Raw genomic sequence first — 18,021 nt, 5'->3', positions numbered from 1 at the left:
CCCGTGGAGCGCGCGGCCGTCAAGGCAGAGGCGTCCCCCCGGTGGCGTTGAGGATCTCCGCGGTGATGAAGCTCGCCCGGGAGGAGGCCAGGAACACATAGGCGGGCGCCATCTCCGCGGGCTGGGCGGGCCGGCCGAGGGGAGCCTGCTTCCCGAACTCGGTGGTGTCCGGCATCGTGGCCGGGATCAGCGGGGTCCACACCGGCCCGGGCGCCACGGCGTTGACGCGGATGCCATCGCCCGCCACCATCTGCGCCAGCCCCTGGGTGAAGGTCACGATCGCGCCCTTGGACGTCGCGTAGTCCAGCAGGTGCGGACTGGGCTTGTAGGCCTGCACGGACGTGGTGTTGATGATCGAGCCCCCCGCCGGTATGTGCGGCAGGGCCATCTTGCACAGCCAGAACATGCCGTACAGGTTGGTGCGCATGACGCGGTCGAACTGCTCGGTGGAGATCTCACCGATGCCGTCGGGCTGGGACATCTGGTACGCGGCGTTGTTGACGAGGATGTCGATGCGGCCGAACTCCTCGACCGCGCGTTCCACCAGCCGGCGGCACTGGTCCTCCTCCCGTATGTCGCACGCGACGGCGACGGCCTTGCGTCCCGCCTCCTCGACCAGCCGTGCGGTCTCGGTCGCGTCGTCCGTCTCCTCGGGAAGGTGGGTGAACAGGACGTCCGCTCCCTCACGCGCGTAGGAGAGCGCCACCGCGCGCCCGATGCCGGAGTCGCCGCCGGTCACCAGCGCCTTGCGGTCCCGGAGCAGGCCGCACCCTTCGTAGGAGTCCTCACCGTGGTCGGGCGGAGGGTCCATGGGGCCCGTCCAGCCGGGATGTTCCTGGTCCTGCTGCGGAAGGTCGGGGCGGGGATGCTTGTCGACCGGGTTGTCGGACATGGATCACCTTTCTGGGGCCGGGGTCCGCCGGGGCGGTCAGGTGCGGGAAGGAAGCCGGAAACGCGGTACCGGCGGCCGCGAGGGCCGCCCCGGACCGGCGTGCCGCGGGTGAGTACCCGCGCCCGCCCTCCGCATGCGCGGTGGACGCCTCTGCGTCGCGGTCGCCGAAACGGGTACCCACCCTCCTCGCACGTCGAGTGGCCCGTCCCCGTGGGGACCGAAGCCATGTCCGCCCGCCCTTCCCCCATTGATCGGAAACGTCGTGAGCGCCAAGAAGAAGAACCCTGTGGCGGCAACCGCCGACAAGATCGTCGAGAAGGTCCAGGAAGCCGTCAGTTCCGGCAACGACATCCCCGGCGCCCCGGCGCCCGTGCCGCCGTCGGTGGACGAGCCGACCCGGCCCGCCGGCCCGCTGCCGCCCAAGCCGGACCAGCGCGGCCCCGACGCCTACAGCCCCACCGGGCAGGCCACGTCGACCCCGCCGGACGAGGTCGCCCAGGGCGGCGAGTTCCTGACGACCGCGCAGGGGGCGCGGCTGTACGACACCGACCACTCGCTGAAGGCGGGTCGGCGCGGGCCGGTGCTGCTGCAGGACCACCATCTGCGCGAGAAGATCACCCACTTCGACCACGAGCGCATCCCGGAGCGGGTGGTGCACGCCCGGGGCGCCGCCGCCCACGGCGTCTTCCAGGGGTACGGAACCGCCGCCCGGATCAGCAAGGCCGCCTTCCTGGGCAAGGACGTGGAGACGCCGGTCTTCGTGCGCTTCTCCACCGTGCTGGGCTCGCGCGGATCGGCCGACACGGTCCGCGACACGCGCGGCTTCGCGACGAAGTTCTACACCAGTGAGGGTGTCTTCGACCTGGTCGGCAACAACATCCCGGTCTTCTTCATCCAGGACGCGATCAAGTTCCCGGACATCATCCACGCGGGCAAACCGCATCCCGACCGGGAGATCCCGCAGGCCCAGAGCGCCCACGACACCTTCTGGGACTTCGTCACCCTGCACACCGAGGCCACGCACCACACGCTGTGGAACATGTCCGACCGCGGGATCCCGCGCTCGTACCGGATGATGGAGGGCTTCGGCGTCCACACGTTCCGGCTGGTGAACGCCGAGGGTGCGACGACACTGGTGAAGTGGCACTGGAAGCCGAGGCTGGGCGTGCACTCCATGGCGTGGGAGGAGGCCCAGATCACCGCGGGCGTCGACCCCGACTTCCACCGCCGTGACCTGGCCGACGCCATCGAGGCGGGTGCTTTCCCGCTGTGGGAACTCGGGGTCCAGACCTTCCCCGACACCGAGGACCAGCTCTTCGAGGGCATCGACCTGCTGGACCCGACCAAGATCGTGCCGGAGGAGCTGGCCCCGGTCCAGCCGGTCGGCCTGCTCACCTTGAACGCGAACCCCTCGAACTACTTCGCCGAGACCGAGCAGGTCGCCTTCCACCTCGGCCACCTGGTGCCCGGCATCGACGTCACCGACGACCCCCTGCTCCAGGGCCGTCTGTTCTCCTACCTCGACACCCAGATCAGCCGGCTCGGCGGCCCCAACTTCAACCAGCTGCCCATCAACCGGCCGCACGCCGCCGTCAACGACATGCTGCGCGACGGCATGCACCAGACCGCCGTCCACCGCGGCGTGGCCCCCTACCGGCCCAACTCGCTGGACGGCGGCTGCCCCTTCCTCGCCGGTGAGGACAACGGCGCCTACGTCGAGGTCCCCGAGCACGTGCCCGCGGCCCCCAAGGTCCGCGACGCGGCGGTCTCCTTCGACGACCACTACAGCCAGCCCCGGCTGTTCTGGCTGAGCATGACGCCCACCGAGCGTGAACACATCGTCGCCGCCTACACCTTCGAGCTGAACAAGTGCTGGGAGAAGGCGATCAAGGAGCGGGCGCTGAAGGTGCTGGCCAACATCGACGGCGAGCTGTGCGCGCAGGTCGCCACCGGGCTCGGCCTGCCGGCCCCCGCACCGACCGTGACGCTCGCCGACCCCGCCCCGAGCCCCGCACTCTCCCAGCTCGGCAGCACCTGGCCGCTGGACGGACGGACCGTCGGTGTCATCACCGCGGACGGGCAGGACCTGTCCGGCGTCCGGTCCGTGGCACGGGCCGCCCTGGACGCCGACATGGTGCCCCTGGTGATCGCCCCGGCCGGAGGCGTACTCGACCAGGACGGCGATCCCGTGACCGTGCAGCGCACCTTCGCCACCGCCCGGTCCACCGAGTTCGACGCCCTCCTCGTGACGTCCGCGCCCGCGCCGGGTGACGACGCCTTCGCGGCGCGCGACGCCAAGGCGGACGACGGCGTCGGGGCGGCCACGGGCATCGACCCGCGCGTCGTGCTCCTGCTCGCCGAGGCCTACCGGCACGGAAAGGCCATCGGGGCCTGGAACGGGGGAGCCCGGGCCCTGGAAGCCGCCGGCATCGCCCCCGGCACACCCGGCGTCGTCACCGCCGACAGCGCCGAGAGCGGGCTGCGGGGCATCACCGAACTGCTGGGCCGCCATCGTGCCTGGGACCGCTTCGACCCCGTTCTCTGACGGCCGGGCAGGCCCCGTCGCACCGTCCGGCAGGTCTCGCGGCGCCGACCGGCAGGCCCCGTGACCCCACCCGCCAGGGGCCACGGGGCCTGCCGCACCCGCCCGTCCCCCGGCCGCCGGCGATGTCACCGGCCGCTCCGGCCCGGCCCTCCGGATCCGCGCTCCACGGCACGGACCGGCACCCGCGCAGAAGTGTCGAAATAAACTGGCATGCACTCCGCGACCCGGGGTAGACGCGGGTTGGCCGGCTCCCGGAAGCCGGCGGCGCGGAAAAGGACCACCCAGGGAGGGGCTTGTGATGACGGCGACCGAGATGACCACCGAGGCACGGACCGCCCCGCTCCCGGAGATCGCCGACCCCTCCCAGATCGCCCCCAGGGACGCCCGGCAGTTGTCCCGGCTGTTCTTCGACCGGCTCGCCGTCCTGGAGGAGGGCACGCCCGAGTACCAGTACGCGCGCAACACCCTCGTCGAGATGAACATCACCCTCGTGCGCTACGCCGCCGCGCGTTTCCGCAGCCGCAGCGCGGACGAGATGGAGGACATCGTCCAGGTCGGCACGATCGGGCTCATCAAGGCCATCGACCGGTTCGAGCTGTCCCGCGAGGTCGAGTTCACCTCCTTCGCCGTGCCCTACATCACCGGCGAGATCAAGCGCTTCTTCCGCGACACCTCCTGGGCGGTCCACGTCCCGCGCCGCCTCCAGGAGGCCCGCGTCCAGCTCGCCAAGGCCACCGAGGAGCTCCGCGGCCGGCTCGGCCGCATGCCCACCGTCAAGGAACTCTCCGAGCTGATGTCCCTGAGCGAGGAGGAGGTCAACGAGGCACGGCTGGCCTCCAACGGCTACAACTCGGCCTCCCTCGACGCCGCCATCAGCTCCGGTGACGAGGGCGAGGCGGCGCTGGCCGACTTCATCGGCAGCGACGACAGCTCGCTCGAACTCGTCGAGGACTTCCACGCCCTGGCCCCCCTGATCGCCTCGCTCGACGAGCGCGAACGCCGCATCATCCACATGCGGTTCGTCGACGAGCTCACCCAGGCACAGATCGGCGAACACCTGGGTGTCTCCCAGATGCACGTGTCCCGCCTCCTCAACCGCATCCTCGCCAAGCTCCGCGCGGGCATGCTCACCACGCACTGACCACGCGCCGAGTGGCCCCGCCCCTGCGTGGACCCCACGCGAGGACGTGGAACAGGGCACGTCTCACTCGGAGGAATCGCTGGAGCACTGCCCCAGCACCTCGTCCCGTACGTGGGCGCAGCTGCTCGTGATGAGCCGGGAGACGTGCATCTGGGAGAGCCCCATCCGGTCGGCTATACGAGCCTGCGTCATGTCCTCGAAGAAGCGCAGGTAAAGGATCGTCCGCTCGCGCTCGGGCAGGCGGCGCAGCCCCTCCTTGACCGCCTCGCGGTCGACGACGACCTCGTAGGAGGGATCGTCGACGCCCAGGGTGTCGGCCAGGGTGGCGCCGTCCTCACCGAAGTCCAGGGAGACGGTGCTGTAACTCTCCAGTGCCTCCAGGCCCGTGGCGACCTCTTCCTCGGTGAGGCCGGTGTGGGCGGCGAGGTCGGCCGGGCCGGGCTCGGGACTGCCGGGACGCTGGGTGAGCTCGCGGCGCGCGAGACGTACCCGGTTGCGCAGCTCCTGCACCCGGCGGGGCACCCGCACGGCCCACATCCGGTCCCGGAAATGCCGTTTCACCTCGCCGGTGATCGTCGGTACCGCGTAGCTCTCGAAGGCTCCACGCCCGGGGTCGAAGCGGTCCACGGCCTTGACCAGGCCGAGGGCCGCGACCTGGCGCAGGTCCTCCATGGTTTCGCCGCGGTCGCGGAAGCGGCTGGCGATCCGGTGCGCCATGGGCAGCCAGACGCGGACCAGCTCGTCCCGCACGGCGTCCCGTTCCGGCCCCTCGGGCAGTTCCCTCAGCAGCACGAAGAGTTCGAATGCCTCGGGGAAGGGATACTCGGCCACCCGCGCGGAGCGGGGGGCGGTGGCGGGAGAGCCGCGCGCTTCACGGTCGGAACGGCGGTCGGAGTTGAGGGCGGTGCGCACGGGGCGGCTCCTGGACGTGGGCTCGGGCCATCCCCGCCGTGGTTCCGGAGACGGCCCGAACAAGGTCTGTCGGTTCCGCCGGGCGGAAATGCGCGGGCCCACCGAAGGTGGGGCCGTACGAGAGGACCCCCGCTCGGCGCTGTACCTCCGGTCCGAAGCACGGATCCCGGGTCCCCCCGTGGTCACGACCGCAAACCCGGATCACACCCGTACCCGTCCGTCCGGTCGCGGCGCTCCCGTTCGGCGGTTCCCCCGGCACATGGGTCCGAACCGAGGGAACCCGAGCCGTGCCGGCCTCCCGAGGGAACCGGCCGGCCTGCCTCCCGAGTGCTCCGTTTCCGGTCCCTTTATTCGCCGGAAGACGACGGAAAGGCGACGGCCCCGCGGTCGCTCCCGGACCGCCGCGAGGGCGGCCCCGGAAGATCTTCACCGCTCGTTCTCGGACAACCGAGGAGCGTCTCCGTTAGACACGGGGAAAACCGGGGACCCAGCAGCCCTCACACACAACGCCGGTGCAGCCGTGAACGGGCCCGGCCCGAGGAGGGACAGCGATCATGACGACGGCACGAGAGATCATGACGAGCGGCGCCGAGTGCATCGGTGCCGAGGACAGCGTCCTGGACGCGGCCAAGAAGCTGAAGGACCTCGGCGTCGGCGCCATGCCGATCTGCGGCACCGACAACAAACTCAAGGGCGTCATCACCGACCGGGACATCGTGGTGAAGGTCCTCGGCGCCGGCAAGGACCCCGCCACGTGCAAGGCCGGAGAACTCGCGCAGGGTGAAGCCGTCACCATCGGCGCCGACGACGACGCCGAAGAGATCATCCGCACCATGACCACGCACAAGGTGCGCCGTCTGCCCGTCATCGACGGTCACGACCTGGTGGGCATGGTCGCCCTCGCCGACGCCGCCCGCGCGCTCCCCGACCCCAAGGCCGGCGACCTCCTGGAGGCGCTCTCCACCGACTGACCGCCCGACGGGGGCGGAGTCCTGGTCACGCCTCCCCGCGACCGGGGCTCCGCCCGCTCCCGCAGGACGGCGGTCAAATCCGAGGGCGGGCCCGGCGGGGAACGTTTCCGGCCGTGGCGGCGTCGCTCCTTGCTCTTCCTCCCCGCGCGGGGGAAGGTGAAAGAACGGTCAGGAGCGGCCGAAAGCCTCGGAGAGGACTGGCCGCATGCCTCAGGAAGAAGCAGTCGCCCCGCGTACCGGCCGCCGAGAGCTGAACACGACGCTCATGATGCAGTGGGTGGCGGACGGCGTGGACGTGCTGTGCCTGTCCGGCATCCTCGACACCGAGGGCGCCACCGCGCTCGGCCAGGAACTGGCCGCCCGCCTCCGGACGACGCACTCGCACCGGCGTCTGATCCTCGATCTGACGGGACTGCGGCTGTTGAGCGCGGCGGGCATCCAGGTCCTGGACACCCACACACGTCACCTGTCCGACGACCCGGTGCTGGTGATCGTCGCCGCTCCGCACGCGCGGGAGATCTTCACCATCGCGCCCGCCCCCGGGCTGCGCGTCTGTCCCACCCTCGACGCCGCACTGGCCACGCTGCCCGACACCGCGCTCCCCGCTCCCGGGGAAGCGGCGGGCACGCCCGAGGACCAGTCGGACGAAGTCCTCGGACTGCGCGCCAAGGCCCGCACCAGCGCCGTCATCGGGATGGCCCAGGGGATCGTGCTCGAGCGCTACGCGCTGGCCGACTTCCAGGCCGCCTTCGACCTGCTGCGCCAGGCCTCCCAGCACCACAACGTGCCGCTGCGGATCCTCGCCTCCGCCGTCGTGACCGCCCCTCCCCCGGCCGCGCGCTCGGCCGAGTGGTTCCCCGGCCGCCGGCACACGCCCCCGCCTCCCTCGGACCTGCTCGACACCCCGGAGCAAGGGGCGTACGACCGGCGCCGGCTGCTGCGTGCCCTCGTCTACGAGGTCGTCACGGTCACCGACGCGGACAGCGCCGAGGTGCACCTGGTCGATCCCGCTCTGCGGAACTCCCTCGTCCTGGAGTCCCACTCGGGCCTCGACGCCGCCTACCGGGATCACGTCGCACAGGTCAGCGGTCCCCCGGCCGTGTGCGCACGGGCCCGCCTGCTCGGTCGGCCGGTGTTCGTCGCGGACGTCCTGACCGACCCCGAACTCGCCGCCTCCGAGGTCGGCCGCGCCGCGCTGGCCTCGGGCAGCCGCGCCCTGTACGCGGTCCCCGCCCTCTCCGAGGACGGCGAATGCGTGGGCACCATCACTGTCCACCGCGCTCGGCCCGGGCCCTGGCCGACCGACGTCCAGCGTGCCGCCCTGCGGACCTTCGCGGACGAACTGGCGCGCTGGCGCTCCTGGTACCGGCGGACAGTGGTCCTGGACGCTCTGGAGTACGTCCACGCCCACGCCTGAGCAGGCCGTACCGCTCCCGTACCGCGTCGTCCTCCGCCAAGGCGGTGGCGGGCCGGTCGAGGGCCGGCAAGGAGGCCAGGGCGGTGGCGAGCGAGGGTGGGGAAGACCCGGGGACCGGCCGGAGGGGAGAGCAGGAGCAGTTCGCGGGCGTGGGGAACACCGACGACGACCGTGTGCCGGAGCAACGGCGGCCGCGGGCCCGCGCCGGGGAACCGCGCGGGCGGGAGGTGGCGTACTTGTCGCACATCGGGGGCACGGGGACAGCGTCGAGGACGAAGCCCGGCGCGCGAGGACCTGTCCTCGCTGGCCGGGCCTGCCGACCGGCGATCCAGGGCGGTGATCAGATGGACTCACTCAAGTTCGACAGCGACGACCTGGGCGTGACCGAGGACTTCCTCAGCCGCGCCTACGCCCGGATGAGCATCAGCAGCTCCACCCCGGGTTCCGGCCGGGCCCGGATCCGCCGTGACGCCCTCCCCGCCGTCAGCGTCGACGAACTCGACCTCGACTTCGACATGAGCTACGCGGTGACACCGCTCGGAAGGATCTGCCTGTGCGTGGTGCACGAGGGCACGATCCAGGACCACGCCTTCCACGGCGTCCGGGACGACTTCGGACCCGGTGACGTGGTGCTCTTCGCGCCCCACGACCTGCCGTACGCCGGCCGCATCTGTTCCGCCCGCTACAACATCACCATGCTGGATCCCGGGCTGCTGGAGCAGGTCGCCGCCGGGGAGGGGCCGCGGCACGAACCCGTGCGGCTGACGGGGCACCGGCCCCACTCCCCCGCCGCGGCACGTCATCTGACGCAGACCATCACCTATCTGCGCGACCACGTGCTCGCCGATCCGGCCGTGGCCCGAGAACCGCTGATCGCCTCGACGGGCAGTCAGATGCTGGCCGCGAGCGTGCTGACGGCCTTCCCCAACACCGCGCGGACCGAACCGACCGCGCAGGACCGCGGTGACGCCCACTCCGCCACCCTGCGACGGGCCGTCGCCTACATCGACGACCACGCCGCCGAGCCGCTGACGGTCGCCGACATCGCGGCCGCCGCCCATGTCACCGTCCGGGCCCTCCAGTACGCCTTCCGCCGCCGGCTCGACACCACCCCGCTCGCCCATCTGCGCCGGGCCCGGCTCGCCCACGCACACCACGAGCTGCGGGCCGCGCACCCCGGCGACACCACCGTCGGGCACATCGCCGCGCGCTGGGGCTTCGCCCATCCCGGCCGTTTCGCCGCTCTGTACCGCGCGGCCTACGGCCGCCATCCCTCCGACACCCTGCGCGGCTGAGAGCGCGGACCGGCCCGGAGGAGTCCCGCGCCCGCGCCCCGGTCATTCCGACCGGCTCGGCGCCGGCCGCGAGAGGCGGACGGCCGAGGTGTGCAGCACGGACCGCTGCGGGGCGGGACGGCGGCTCTCCAGGGCGGCGTCCAGGCAACGGTGGATCTCCGCGGGCAGCCACCGGCAGCTCGGCCACCGCACGAGGTGCTCCGCCACCATGCGCAGTTTGGTGTTCGTGTGCTGGGAGATCTCCCGCAGGACGTCCCAGGCCACCTCGGGCCGCACGCCGCCGTAGGCGAGGACGACACCGATCGCTTGATCGACGACGGCGTGCGAGACGACGGCGCGCCGCAGTTGCGCGTTCTCCTCCTCCAACGCGTCGACACGGCCGGTCGGGTCCTGCTGCTCTGGCATGGGGTGTTCTTTCTGCAGAAGCGGTTTCCCCGTGACAACCCGATGCCCCGCATCGCGTGCGCATGGTGGCGCCGGAAACGAAGAGGTGGTCCGCCACTGTCCAGAAAACGAAAGTCACCGCTGAACCCGCTCGATCCGGGTACTCACGTGCTGTGTGGGCGGCTGGACCGCACCCGGTCCGGGCTGTTTCGGACGGGTCCGCGGGGAAAGCCCGCAGGCTGAGGGACCAAGCGCCTTTCAAGGAGGGCGAGTTGAAGGCAAAGACTGCCCGAGCGGGCCGGATGCGGGAGGACGAGGTGTCCCAGCCGACGCGGCAGAAGATGTTCCTGGGAGCGCAGGTGGTGCGGGAGAACCGCGATCTCCTGCTGGCTGCGGCGGGCGTCGCCGTCGCGTCGTGGGTGGCCGTCCGCCGCGGGAAGGGATGAGGCGGATCCCGGGAAGCACGGGCGGCCGGAAGACGTCCCTCCGTCCGCCCGCATGAGCTGATCGGTCTGGGTACTCGGACGGCATGCCCTTGCGCGGCCTTCGGCCGTCGTCACCGGCGCCTCCGGCAGTTCCGGCTCCGGCCCGGCAGTCGGCAGGGCGCGGTTTCCCACCTACGAAGCGAGGACGCATGAAAGCGTTGACGTGGCACGGCAAACGCGACGTACGGATCGACACGGTCCCCGATCCCTCCATCCAGGAACCGACCGATGTGATCGTCAAGGTGACGACCACGGGGCTGTGCGGATCCGACCTCCATCTGTACGAGGTGCTGGGTCCCTTCCTCGACGCGGGGGACGTCCTGGGCCACGAACCGATGGGGGTCGTCCAGGAGACGGGCTCCGAGGTCACGAACGTCCGGCCCGGTGACCGGGTCGTCATCCCGTTCAACGTCTCGTGCGGGACGTGCTTCATGTGCGGGCAGGGACTGCAGTCCCAGTGCGAGACCACCCAGGTCCGGGAGTACGGCAGCGGCGCCTCCCTGTTCGGCTACACCAAGCTCTACGGTCAGGTCCCCGGCGGGCAGGCCGAGTATCTGCGCGTACCGTTCGGCAACACGCTTCCCATCGCTGTTCCGCCGGGTCCTCCGGACGAACGGTTCGTGTACCTGTCCGACGTCCTGCCGACCGCGTGGCAGGCCGTGGAGTACGCGGCGGTCCCCCCTGGCGGGACGGTCGCCGTCCTGGGCCTGGGGCCGATCGGGGACATGTGCACGCGCATCGCCGCCCACCGGGGCGCCGGGCGGGTCATCGGCATCGACCTGGTGCCCGAACGGCTGGAGAGGGTCAGGGCACGCGGGGCACACACCCTGAACCTGGAGGAGTACGGTGACGGGATCGTGGAAGCGGTACGGGACCTCACGGACGGCCGCGGCCCCGACTCCGTCATCGACGCGGTCGGCATGGAGGCCCACGGGGCCTCGACGGCCAAGGTCGGCCAGCAGATGACCACGCTGCTGCCCGACGCCCTCGCCGCCAAGTTGATGCGGCGGGCCGGGGTGGACCGTCTCAGCGCCCTCTACCTGGCCATCGACCTCGTCCGGCGCGGCGGCACGATCTCGCTCTCCGGCGTCTACGGAGGGATGACCGACCCCCTCCCCCTGCTGACCATGTTCGACAAGCAGATCCAACTCCGCATGGGACAGGCCAACGTCTGGCGGTGGGTGGACGACATCCTTCCCCTGCTGACCGACGGCGACCCGCTCGGTGTCGAGTCCTTCGCCACCCACCGTCTGCCGCTGGACCGGGCACCGGACGCCTACGCCACTTTCCAGAAGAAGCAGGACGGCGCCGTGAAGATCCTCTTCACGCCCTGATCGGCTCCTACGACGAGCGCGGGGCGCCCGTGCGGCGGGACCGCCCGTACTCGGGGTCGCGGAGGCAGTCATGCAGTTCGAGACGGACCGGATCGCGCGGCCCTGGGGCGAACGCACCCCCTACACCGGCGGAACCGCCTGGCCGGCGCGCGTCGACTCGTTCCTGGAGCCCGGTGTCGAAGCCGACGCGGTGGAGCGCTGGGTGCGGACCGCCTCGCTCCTGCACTCGAACGGCGACGCGATGGACCTCGCGGTCGCCGACGGCAGGATCGTCGGTGTGCGGGGCCGGCCGCAGGACCGGGTCAACCGCGGCCGGCTGGGCCCGAAGGACCTGTTCGGCTGGCAGGCGAACCGTTCGCCCGACCGGCTGACCCACCCGCTCGTCCGCGAGGACGGGCATCTGGTGGCCTGCGACTGGGACACCGCCATGGGGCAGGTCACCACCCGTTCGCGGCACCTGCTGGACGAACGCGGGCCCGGCTCGCTCGGGTTCTACACCAGCGGTCAGCTGTTCCTCGAGGAGTACTACACCCTGGCGGTGATCGCCCGCGCCGGTATCGGCACCAACCACCTGGACGGCAACACCCGTCTGTGCACGGCGACCGCCGGGGAGGCGCTGAAGGAGACCTTCGGGTGCGACGGCCAGCCCGCCTCGTACACCGATGTCGACCACGCCGACGTCATCGCCCTGTTCGGACACAACATGGCCGAGACCCAGCCGGTCCTGTGGATGCGGGTCCTGGACCGGCTGGCGGGGCGGGAGCCCCCACGGCTCGTCTGTGTCGACCCGCGTCCCACGGTGGTGGCCCGCCACTCGGCCGTGCACCTCGCACCGCGCGCGGGCACGAACGTGGCCCTGCTGAACGCGCTGCTGCACGAGATCATCCGGACCGACCGCGTCGACCGCGCCTTCGTCGACGCCCACACCGTCGGCTTCGACGAACTCGCCGACCGTGTCGCCGACTGCACTCCTTCGTGGGCCGCCCGGATCTGTGACGTCCCGGCGAGCGGGATCGTCGAAGCCGCGGAGATCCTGGGCGGGGCCGAGCGGCTGCTGTCCACGGTGCTGCAGGGCGTCTACCAGTCCCATCAGGCCACCGCCGCCGCCTGCCAGGTCAACAACCTCCAGCTCGTCAGGGGCATGCTGGGCCGCCCCGGCTGCGGGGTGCTGCAGATGAACGGCCAGCCCAGCGCGGAGAACACCCGGGAGTGCGGCGCGAACGGCGACCTGCCCGGCTTCCGGAACTGGGAGAACGAGGACCACGTGGCCGATCTCGCGCGGGTGTGGAACGTCGAGCCCTCACGTGTTCCGCACTACGCGCCGCCCACGCCCGCGATGCAGATCTTCCGCTTCGCCGAGCAGGGCTCGATCGGGATGCTGTGGATCTCCGGCACCAACCCCGCCGTCTCCCTGCCCGAACTCCACCGCATCCGCGACATCCTGAGCCGGGAACAGCTCTTCACGGTCGTGCAGGACCTGTACCTCACCGAGACCGCCCAACTGGCCGACGTCGTCCTGCCGGCCGCGACAGGAGCGGAGAAGACCGGCACCTTCACCAACGCCGACCGCACCGTCCACCTGTCCGACAAGGCCGTCGATCCGCCCGGCGACGCCCGCTCCGACCTGGACATCCTGCTCGACTACGCCCGGCGCATGGACTTCCGCGACAAGGACGGCCGCCCGCTCGTCTCCTGGCACGACGCCGAGTCTGCCTTCGAGGCGTGGAAGGAGTGCAGCCGCGGCCGGCCGTGCGACTACACCGGCCTGACCTACGCCCGGCTGCGGGACAGCGGCGGTCTCCAATGGCCCTGCACGGACGAAGCGCCCGAAGGCACCGAGCGGCTCTACACCGACGGCATCGCCTGGGCCGCCCCCGACGTCTGCGAGACCTACGGCAAGGACCTCGTCACCGGCGCTTCCGTGTCCGAGGTCGAGTACCGGGCGCTCAACCCCGGCGGCAGAGCCGTCCTCAAGGCGGCCGAATACCTCCCGCCCCATGAACCGCCCACCGACGCGTACCCGTTGCAGCTCACCACGGGGCGCACCCTCTACCACTTCCACGCCCGGACCAAGACCGGCCGGGTTCCGCAGCTGAACGCGGCGGCCCCCGAGATGTGGGTGGAGCTCTCCTCGTCCGACGCACGGCGGTACGAGGTGGCCGAGGGCGACCTGGTCGAGATCACCAGCCCGCGAGGATCGGTGCGGGCACGCCTGCGGATCACCGCGATGCGCGACGGCATGGTGTTCCTGCCCTTCCACTACGGCTACTGGGACACCCCCGAGGGAGACCGCCCCGGCAAGGACGGCGGCCGGGCCGCGAACGAGAGCACCGTCACCGACTGGGACCCGGTGTCCAAGCAACCGCTGTTCAAGACCGCCGCCTGCCGGCTGACCCTCGTCGAGCGCGCCCGGGGGGCCGTCAGCCCGGCGCCGACCACCACGGCGTCCGCCCCGGCCGAGCCGCACTCCGTCCCACCAACGGAGGGCGGCGCGGGAGCCGTAGCCGTCCAGCACATCGGAGAGCGACGATGAGTGAACTGCCGAGCGTCCTGCACGCCCTCCACGACGGTGAGCGAGCCCTGGAGCAACTCCTCGTCGACGTCGCCGAGCGCCATCGCGCCGAGCACGAGATCCACCACGTCGCCCTCGACCTCGCCCGCTGGTCCCGGGAACACGCCGAGCGCCTCGCCCTGGCCGGCGGACTCCGGCCCTCGCGTCCCACCGCCGGACGTCCTTCCGCGGAGACCCTCCCGCAGCTCCTGGCAGACCTGCGGGAACTCCACCTCGCCGCGACGGCGAACTCCCTCCACTGGGAGATGCTCGCGCAGGCCGCCCAGGCCACGAAGGACCAGGACCTCCTCGCCCTGGCCACCGCCTGCCACCCCCAGACCCTGCGCCAGATGCGCTGGACCAACACCATGGTCAAGACCCTCTCCCCCCAGCTCTTGAACTCTTGAGCTCTTGACCGGCGGCTGAAGCGACGGAGACGCGGGCGTCTCCGGTCTTCAGGGCCGGCAGGGCCAGCAGGACCGGCAGGGCCAGCAGGACCAGCAGGACCAGCAGGACCAGCAGGACCAGCAGGACCAGCAGGACGATGGCACCCCCTTGATCGGGCCCGTCCGGCCGCCCGCACAGTGCCGTTCCCGAGGCGGCCGGACGGGCCCACCTCACTCAGGGATGATCGGACCGCTGGTCCGGAGGCACTCCGCCGCCTTCTCCGCCGCCCCTGTCTCCCTTGTCCGTGCCGTGGGCGTGCCCGCCGCCCTGCTTGCTCCCTTTCTGCCGCGCCTTGAGCTCCCCGCTGTGCTGCGGGGTGGCGCCACCCTTGTGGCTGCGCCGCTGTTCAGGTTGTTGAGGATTCGACATCTCGCGGTCACCTCTCTCGCGTCGGTATCCGCTCGGTCACCGGGTTCCCCGAAGCGGCCGTCCGACCCGTCCGTCACAGGAGATGTGCTTCGCCGCAGAAGATGTGTTTCACCACCGCCGATGACACGCCCTCGTGTGCCCCGGCCTGGGCCGGGGCACACGAGGGCGACGCACCGGGTCGCTCAAGGATGTCGGCGACCGGTGCCGGTGGCTCAGCCCGGCAGTTTCCAGTTCTGGGCCGCCGTTCCGTTGCAGGTGTAGATCTGGAGCTGGGTGCCCGTCGTCGTCGTGGAGTTGGGGTCGTCCAGACACAGCTTGGACTGGGGGTTGACCAGCGATCCGTTGGCGTCCGCGGTCCATTGCTGGGCGCCGGTGCCGTTGCACGTCCACAGCTGGACCAGGGTGCCGTTGGTGGTCCCGCTGTGGTCGACGTCCAGGCATTTGCCGAGGGTGCGGATCGTCCCGTCACCGGCGACGGTCCAGTCCTGGGCGTAGGTGCTGTTGCAGGTCCAGAGCTGGACGTGGTTGCCGTCGGTGGTGGAGGAACTCGCGTCGTCGACGCACAGGTTCGACGCCACCGCGGAGGTGACGGGGCCGATCCGGGGCGAGGCCGGGGCCGGGGTGTCACCCGCGTAGGAGGGCGGGGCGGCGGACGCGGCCGTCGCCCAGGAAGTGTTGGCACTGGTGCCCAGGGTGTAGCTCAGCGTACCGCCCGCCGTGATCGCCGACGTGGGGGCGTAGGCGTTGTTCCAGGCGGCGCCGTTCCACGTGGCGGACTGTACGTAGGGGGCGTTGTCGGCGGCACCGTTGCCGTTGATCGTCAGTGTGTTGCCCGACGGGAGCGTGATCACCGCCTGCGTGAACACCGGGGAGCCGAGGGCGAGGTCGGCGGTGCCCGGGGTCTCGGGGAACATGCCGAGCGCGGACCACACGTACCACGCGCTCATCGCGCCGAGGTCGTCGTTGCCGTCGGCCAGTCCGCCGGGGGTGTTCGCCCAGATCTGCTGCTGGATCGCCCGGACGGTGCCCTGCGTCTTGTAGGGCTGCCCGATGTAGTCGTACTCCCACGGCAGTTCGATGCTGGGTTCGTTGCCGACCCACGCGTACCCCTTGTCGCCCGTGTAGCTGCGCAGCACGGTGTCCAGGTAGTGGCTCATCGCCGTGTTGCCGCCCTTGGCGCGCGCGAGACCGCCGATGTTGAACGGGACCATCCCGGTGTAGATCCAGGAGTCCGCCTCGACCATGTCGGTGCCGCTGGTGGGATCGAAGCCGCCGGTCCAGGAGCCGCTCGCGTTGCGCGGTTCGACGAAGCCGGAGGCGGGGTTGAGCACATTGCGCCAGCCCTGGGCACGGTTGGCGTACGTCTTCTGACTGGCGGTGTCGCCGAGCGCCCCGGCCATCGCGGAGAGGGCGAAGTCGGCGGTGTTGTACTCCAGCGTGGTGGCCACGGGGCCGTAGAAGTTGCAGCAGCCGTAGCTTCCGTCGTGCGGCATGTAGCCCGGCGAGTTCAGGTAGTTGAGGCCCGGTCGGTCGTTGTTGGCCGTACTGGCCTGTTTGACCAGGCCGGCGAGGGCGGCCTTGGTGTCGAAGTCCCGGGCGCCGAAGGCGTGGTAGTCGGCGAGGATGGCGGCTGCCGGATCGCCCACCATGACGTAGGACTCGCCGTTGTTCTCCGACCACTTGGGGAAGATCCCGGTCTGGGCGTAGTCGTCGACCATCGACTGGGCCGTGTCCGAGGCGACCTGGGGAGCGACCAGGGCTTCGAGCTGGGCCTGCGAGCGGTAGATGTCCCAGCCCGAATAGTTGGCGTAGGCCGCCTTGTGGCCGGTGTCCACGGTGTGGGTCCTGCCGTCGAAGCCGTAGTACTGGCCGTTGGTGTCGCTGATGACGTTCGGGTGCAGCAGCGAGTGGTAGAGCGCGGTGTAGAAGGTCTGCTGCTGCGCGGCCGTGCCACCGGCGATCTGTATCTTGCCGAGTGCGCTGTTCCAGGCGTCCTGGGCGGCGGTTCGGGTCGCGTTGAAGTCCCAGCCCGCGTTCTCCGCGACCCGGTTGGCCGTCGCGCCTGCCACCGACACGTAGGAGAGGCCGACCTTGGCCTGCACCACCGGGTTCGAGGTCGTGTTGAAGGTGACGTAGCCGTTCGAGGCGGCGGCTTCGGGAGAGGCGCTGTCCTTGCTCGTCCTGGGAGCCGCCGCTGTGGGCGTCTTGCCGTGCAGCACGGGCTTGTTGGGCTTCTCGGCCGCGTTCTTGGAGGCCGTACGGGGCTTCACCGGGGCGGCGTCCGACGTCTTGGCGATCGAGGTGCCCTGCGAGGCGAACGGCTGGTCGAAGACCATGTCGAAGTACACGGTGTACGTGTTGCCCGCACCGCAGAAGCGACCACTGGTGACCTGACCGCTCACCTCGGTGTTCGAGACCTTGGTGAACTGCGTCGAGGTGGCGCCGTTCTGACTGCCGGTCAGTTTGAAGATCAGGTTGGCCTGGGTGCTGGAGGGGAAGGTGAAGCGCGCCATGCCGCTGCGTGTCGTGGTGGTCAGTTCGGTGGTCACCTGGTTGTTGAGCGCGACCTTGTACGAACCGGCGGACGCCGACTCGTTGGCGTGGGAGAACGCGTCCGTCGCGCCGGTGTTCACGGCGCCGACCGTGGGCAGCACGGGTATGTCGCCGGCCGCGCCGCAGCCCGGCCCGGCGATGTGGGTGAGGCTGAAGCCGGTGATGGACGAGTCGTTGTACTCGTAGCCGCCGCCGGGGGGCCGTGACGTCGTGTCGGGGCTCCACTGCACCATGCCGAACGGAACGTCGGCCCCGGGGAAGTCGTTGGCCTCGTTCGACGTGCCGATGAACGGGTTGACCACGGTGGCCGGCGAGGTGACGAGCGCGGCCTTCCCGGCTCCCCACGCGGGTGCGCACAGTCCGGCCGTGGCCAGCGCCGTGGCCGCGAGTAATCCGATCGCGGCGGTTCCGGGGGGTCTCGACAATCGTGTCGTCACGGGGTTTCTCCTCTACTCGGGAGCGGGAGCTGAAGATTGACAACGTTGTCCAAGCGATGGAGCGCATCATGTGAGCAGCGATCGAGCTCGACAACGTTGTCGCACCGTCGAGATGGGATTCCTGGCGATGCGAACGCGCGGACGGGGCCCCTGGGCCGCGAGCACCTGGGGGCGCGGACGAGAACTGTTCGCGAAGCTAGCTATAGGGCAGGGTCATGTCAACGATTCGCGCAAGGGGTCCTCGGTTCCCGGCTTCCAAGGTTTCGACCGTTTCGGCTGTTTCGACTG

At 70.9% G+C, this 18,021-nt stretch carries 14 protein-coding genes; 9 read left to right on the top strand and 5 right to left on the bottom strand.

Features of this window, described 5'->3' with window-relative positions; all coding sequences use genetic code 11:
• Positions 1-19: 19 nt before the first annotated feature.
• Positions 20-892 (bottom strand): SDR family oxidoreductase, encoded by an 873-nt coding sequence (locus tag ACICHK_RS37860; protein ID WP_406840493.1) that lies wholly within the window; start codon positions 890-892, stop codon positions 20-22.
• 307 nt (positions 893-1,199) lie between these two features.
• Between ACICHK_RS37860 and ACICHK_RS37855 the strand changes: the two genes are divergently transcribed.
• Together ACICHK_RS37855 and ACICHK_RS37850 are read left to right on the top strand one after the other, a co-directional pair.
• The gene (locus ACICHK_RS37855; RefSeq protein ID WP_406841436.1) at positions 1,200-3,437 is read left to right on the top strand and encodes a catalase; all 2,238 of its coding nucleotides are present in this window, start codon (positions 1,200-1,202) and stop codon (positions 3,435-3,437) included.
• Between the two features lie 298 nt (positions 3,438-3,735).
• Positions 3,736-4,578, top strand: a complete 843-nt coding sequence (locus ACICHK_RS37850) for an RNA polymerase sigma factor SigF (protein ID WP_151469598.1) — start codon at positions 3,736-3,738, stop codon at positions 4,576-4,578.
• 63 nt (positions 4,579-4,641) lie between these two features.
• Here ACICHK_RS37850 and ACICHK_RS37845 read toward each other — a convergent pair whose 3' ends face one another.
• Entirely contained in the window at positions 4,642-5,409 is a 768-nt protein-coding gene (locus ACICHK_RS37845) for a SigB/SigF/SigG family RNA polymerase sigma factor (protein WP_406841435.1), read from the bottom strand.
• A gap of 635 nt (positions 5,410-6,044) precedes the next feature.
• Between ACICHK_RS37845 and ACICHK_RS37840 the strand changes: the two genes are divergently transcribed.
• From ACICHK_RS37840 to ACICHK_RS37830, 3 genes are all read left to right on the top strand, one after another.
• On the top strand, positions 6,045-6,461 hold the full coding sequence (locus tag ACICHK_RS37840; RefSeq protein WP_406840492.1) for a CBS domain-containing protein: 417 nt from the start codon (positions 6,045-6,047) through the stop codon (positions 6,459-6,461).
• A 205-nt stretch (positions 6,462-6,666) separates the two neighbouring features.
• On the top strand, positions 6,667-7,878 hold the full coding sequence (locus ACICHK_RS37835) for a GAF domain-containing protein (RefSeq protein ID WP_406840491.1): 1,212 nt from the start codon (positions 6,667-6,669) through the stop codon (positions 7,876-7,878).
• 344 nt (positions 7,879-8,222) lie between these two features.
• A complete protein-coding gene (locus ACICHK_RS37830) occupies positions 8,223-9,173 on the top strand; it encodes a helix-turn-helix transcriptional regulator (protein WP_406840490.1) in 951 nt (316 codons plus the stop codon).
• 42 nt (positions 9,174-9,215) lie between these two features.
• On the opposite strand, the gene ACICHK_RS37825 is transcribed toward ACICHK_RS37830, so the two are convergent.
• Entirely contained in the window at positions 9,216-9,578 is a 363-nt protein-coding gene (locus tag ACICHK_RS37825) for an ANTAR domain-containing protein (protein ID WP_406840489.1), read from the bottom strand.
• Positions 9,579-9,829: 251 nt separating this feature from the next.
• On the opposite strand from ACICHK_RS37825, the gene ACICHK_RS37820 reads away from it, so the two are divergent.
• The 4 genes from ACICHK_RS37820 to ACICHK_RS37805 all read left to right on the top strand — a co-directional run bounded on the left by ACICHK_RS37820 (position 9,830) and on the right by ACICHK_RS37805 (position 14,334).
• A complete protein-coding gene (locus tag ACICHK_RS37820) occupies positions 9,830-10,003 on the top strand; it encodes a hypothetical protein (protein ID WP_406840488.1) in 174 nt (57 codons plus the stop codon).
• A gap of 188 nt (positions 10,004-10,191) precedes the next feature.
• The gene (locus ACICHK_RS37815; protein WP_406840487.1) at positions 10,192-11,376 is read left to right on the top strand and encodes a zinc-dependent alcohol dehydrogenase; all 1,185 of its coding nucleotides are present in this window, start codon (positions 10,192-10,194) and stop codon (positions 11,374-11,376) included.
• Positions 11,377-11,446: 70 nt separating this feature from the next.
• Entirely contained in the window at positions 11,447-13,909 is a 2,463-nt protein-coding gene (locus tag ACICHK_RS37810; protein ID WP_406840486.1) for a molybdopterin oxidoreductase family protein, read from the top strand.
• Complete coding sequence (locus tag ACICHK_RS37805; protein WP_406840485.1) at positions 13,906-14,334, top strand: hypothetical protein; 429 nt, start codon at positions 13,906-13,908, stop codon at positions 14,332-14,334. Before ACICHK_RS37810 ends, ACICHK_RS37805 begins: the two co-directional genes overlap by 4 nt.
• On the opposite strand, the gene ACICHK_RS37800 is transcribed toward ACICHK_RS37805, so the two are convergent.
• Positions 14,300-14,548, bottom strand: coding sequence for a hypothetical protein (locus ACICHK_RS37800; protein WP_406840484.1), 249 nt, complete (start codon positions 14,546-14,548; stop codon positions 14,300-14,302). The two genes, ACICHK_RS37805 and ACICHK_RS37800, sit on opposite strands and share 35 nt — an antisense overlap.
• A 407-nt stretch (positions 14,549-14,955) precedes the next feature.
• Positions 14,956-17,733, bottom strand: a complete 2,778-nt coding sequence (locus ACICHK_RS37795) for a lectin (protein WP_406840483.1) — start codon at positions 17,731-17,733, stop codon at positions 14,956-14,958.
• Between the last annotated feature and the right edge of the window lie 288 nt (positions 17,734-18,021).

Origin of the sequence: Streptomyces sp. AHU1, from assembly GCF_045343905.1 — a bacterium.
GTDB classification, from domain to species: Bacteria; Actinomycetota; Actinomycetes; order Streptomycetales; family Streptomycetaceae; genus Streptomyces; species Streptomyces triticiradicis.
Note: the sequence above shows the minus strand (reverse complement) of the source record. Positions and strands in the feature narration are given on the sequence as shown.

What these genes read in the sequence shown, in the direction of transcription:
- ACICHK_RS37860 (WP_406840493.1), bottom strand. Translation starts at nt 892, where the DNA reads ATGTCCGACAACCCGGTCGACAAGCATCCCCGCCCCGACCTTCCGCAG.
- ACICHK_RS37850 (WP_151469598.1), top strand. Translation starts at nt 3,736, where the DNA reads ATGACGGCGACCGAGATGACCACCGAGGCACGGACCGCCCCGCTCCCG.
- ACICHK_RS37840 (WP_406840492.1), top strand. Translation starts at nt 6,045, where the DNA reads ATGACGACGGCACGAGAGATCATGACGAGCGGCGCCGAGTGCATCGGT.
- ACICHK_RS37835 (WP_406840491.1), top strand. Translation starts at nt 6,667, where the DNA reads ATGCCTCAGGAAGAAGCAGTCGCCCCGCGTACCGGCCGCCGAGAGCTG.
- ACICHK_RS37830 (WP_406840490.1), top strand. Translation starts at nt 8,223, where the DNA reads ATGGACTCACTCAAGTTCGACAGCGACGACCTGGGCGTGACCGAGGAC.
- ACICHK_RS37825 (WP_406840489.1), bottom strand. Translation starts at nt 9,578, where the DNA reads ATGCCAGAGCAGCAGGACCCGACCGGCCGTGTCGACGCGTTGGAGGAG.
- ACICHK_RS37815 (WP_406840487.1), top strand. Translation starts at nt 10,192, where the DNA reads ATGAAAGCGTTGACGTGGCACGGCAAACGCGACGTACGGATCGACACG.
- ACICHK_RS37810 (WP_406840486.1), top strand. Translation starts at nt 11,447, where the DNA reads ATGCAGTTCGAGACGGACCGGATCGCGCGGCCCTGGGGCGAACGCACC.
- ACICHK_RS37805 (WP_406840485.1), top strand. Translation starts at nt 13,906, where the DNA reads ATGAGTGAACTGCCGAGCGTCCTGCACGCCCTCCACGACGGTGAGCGA.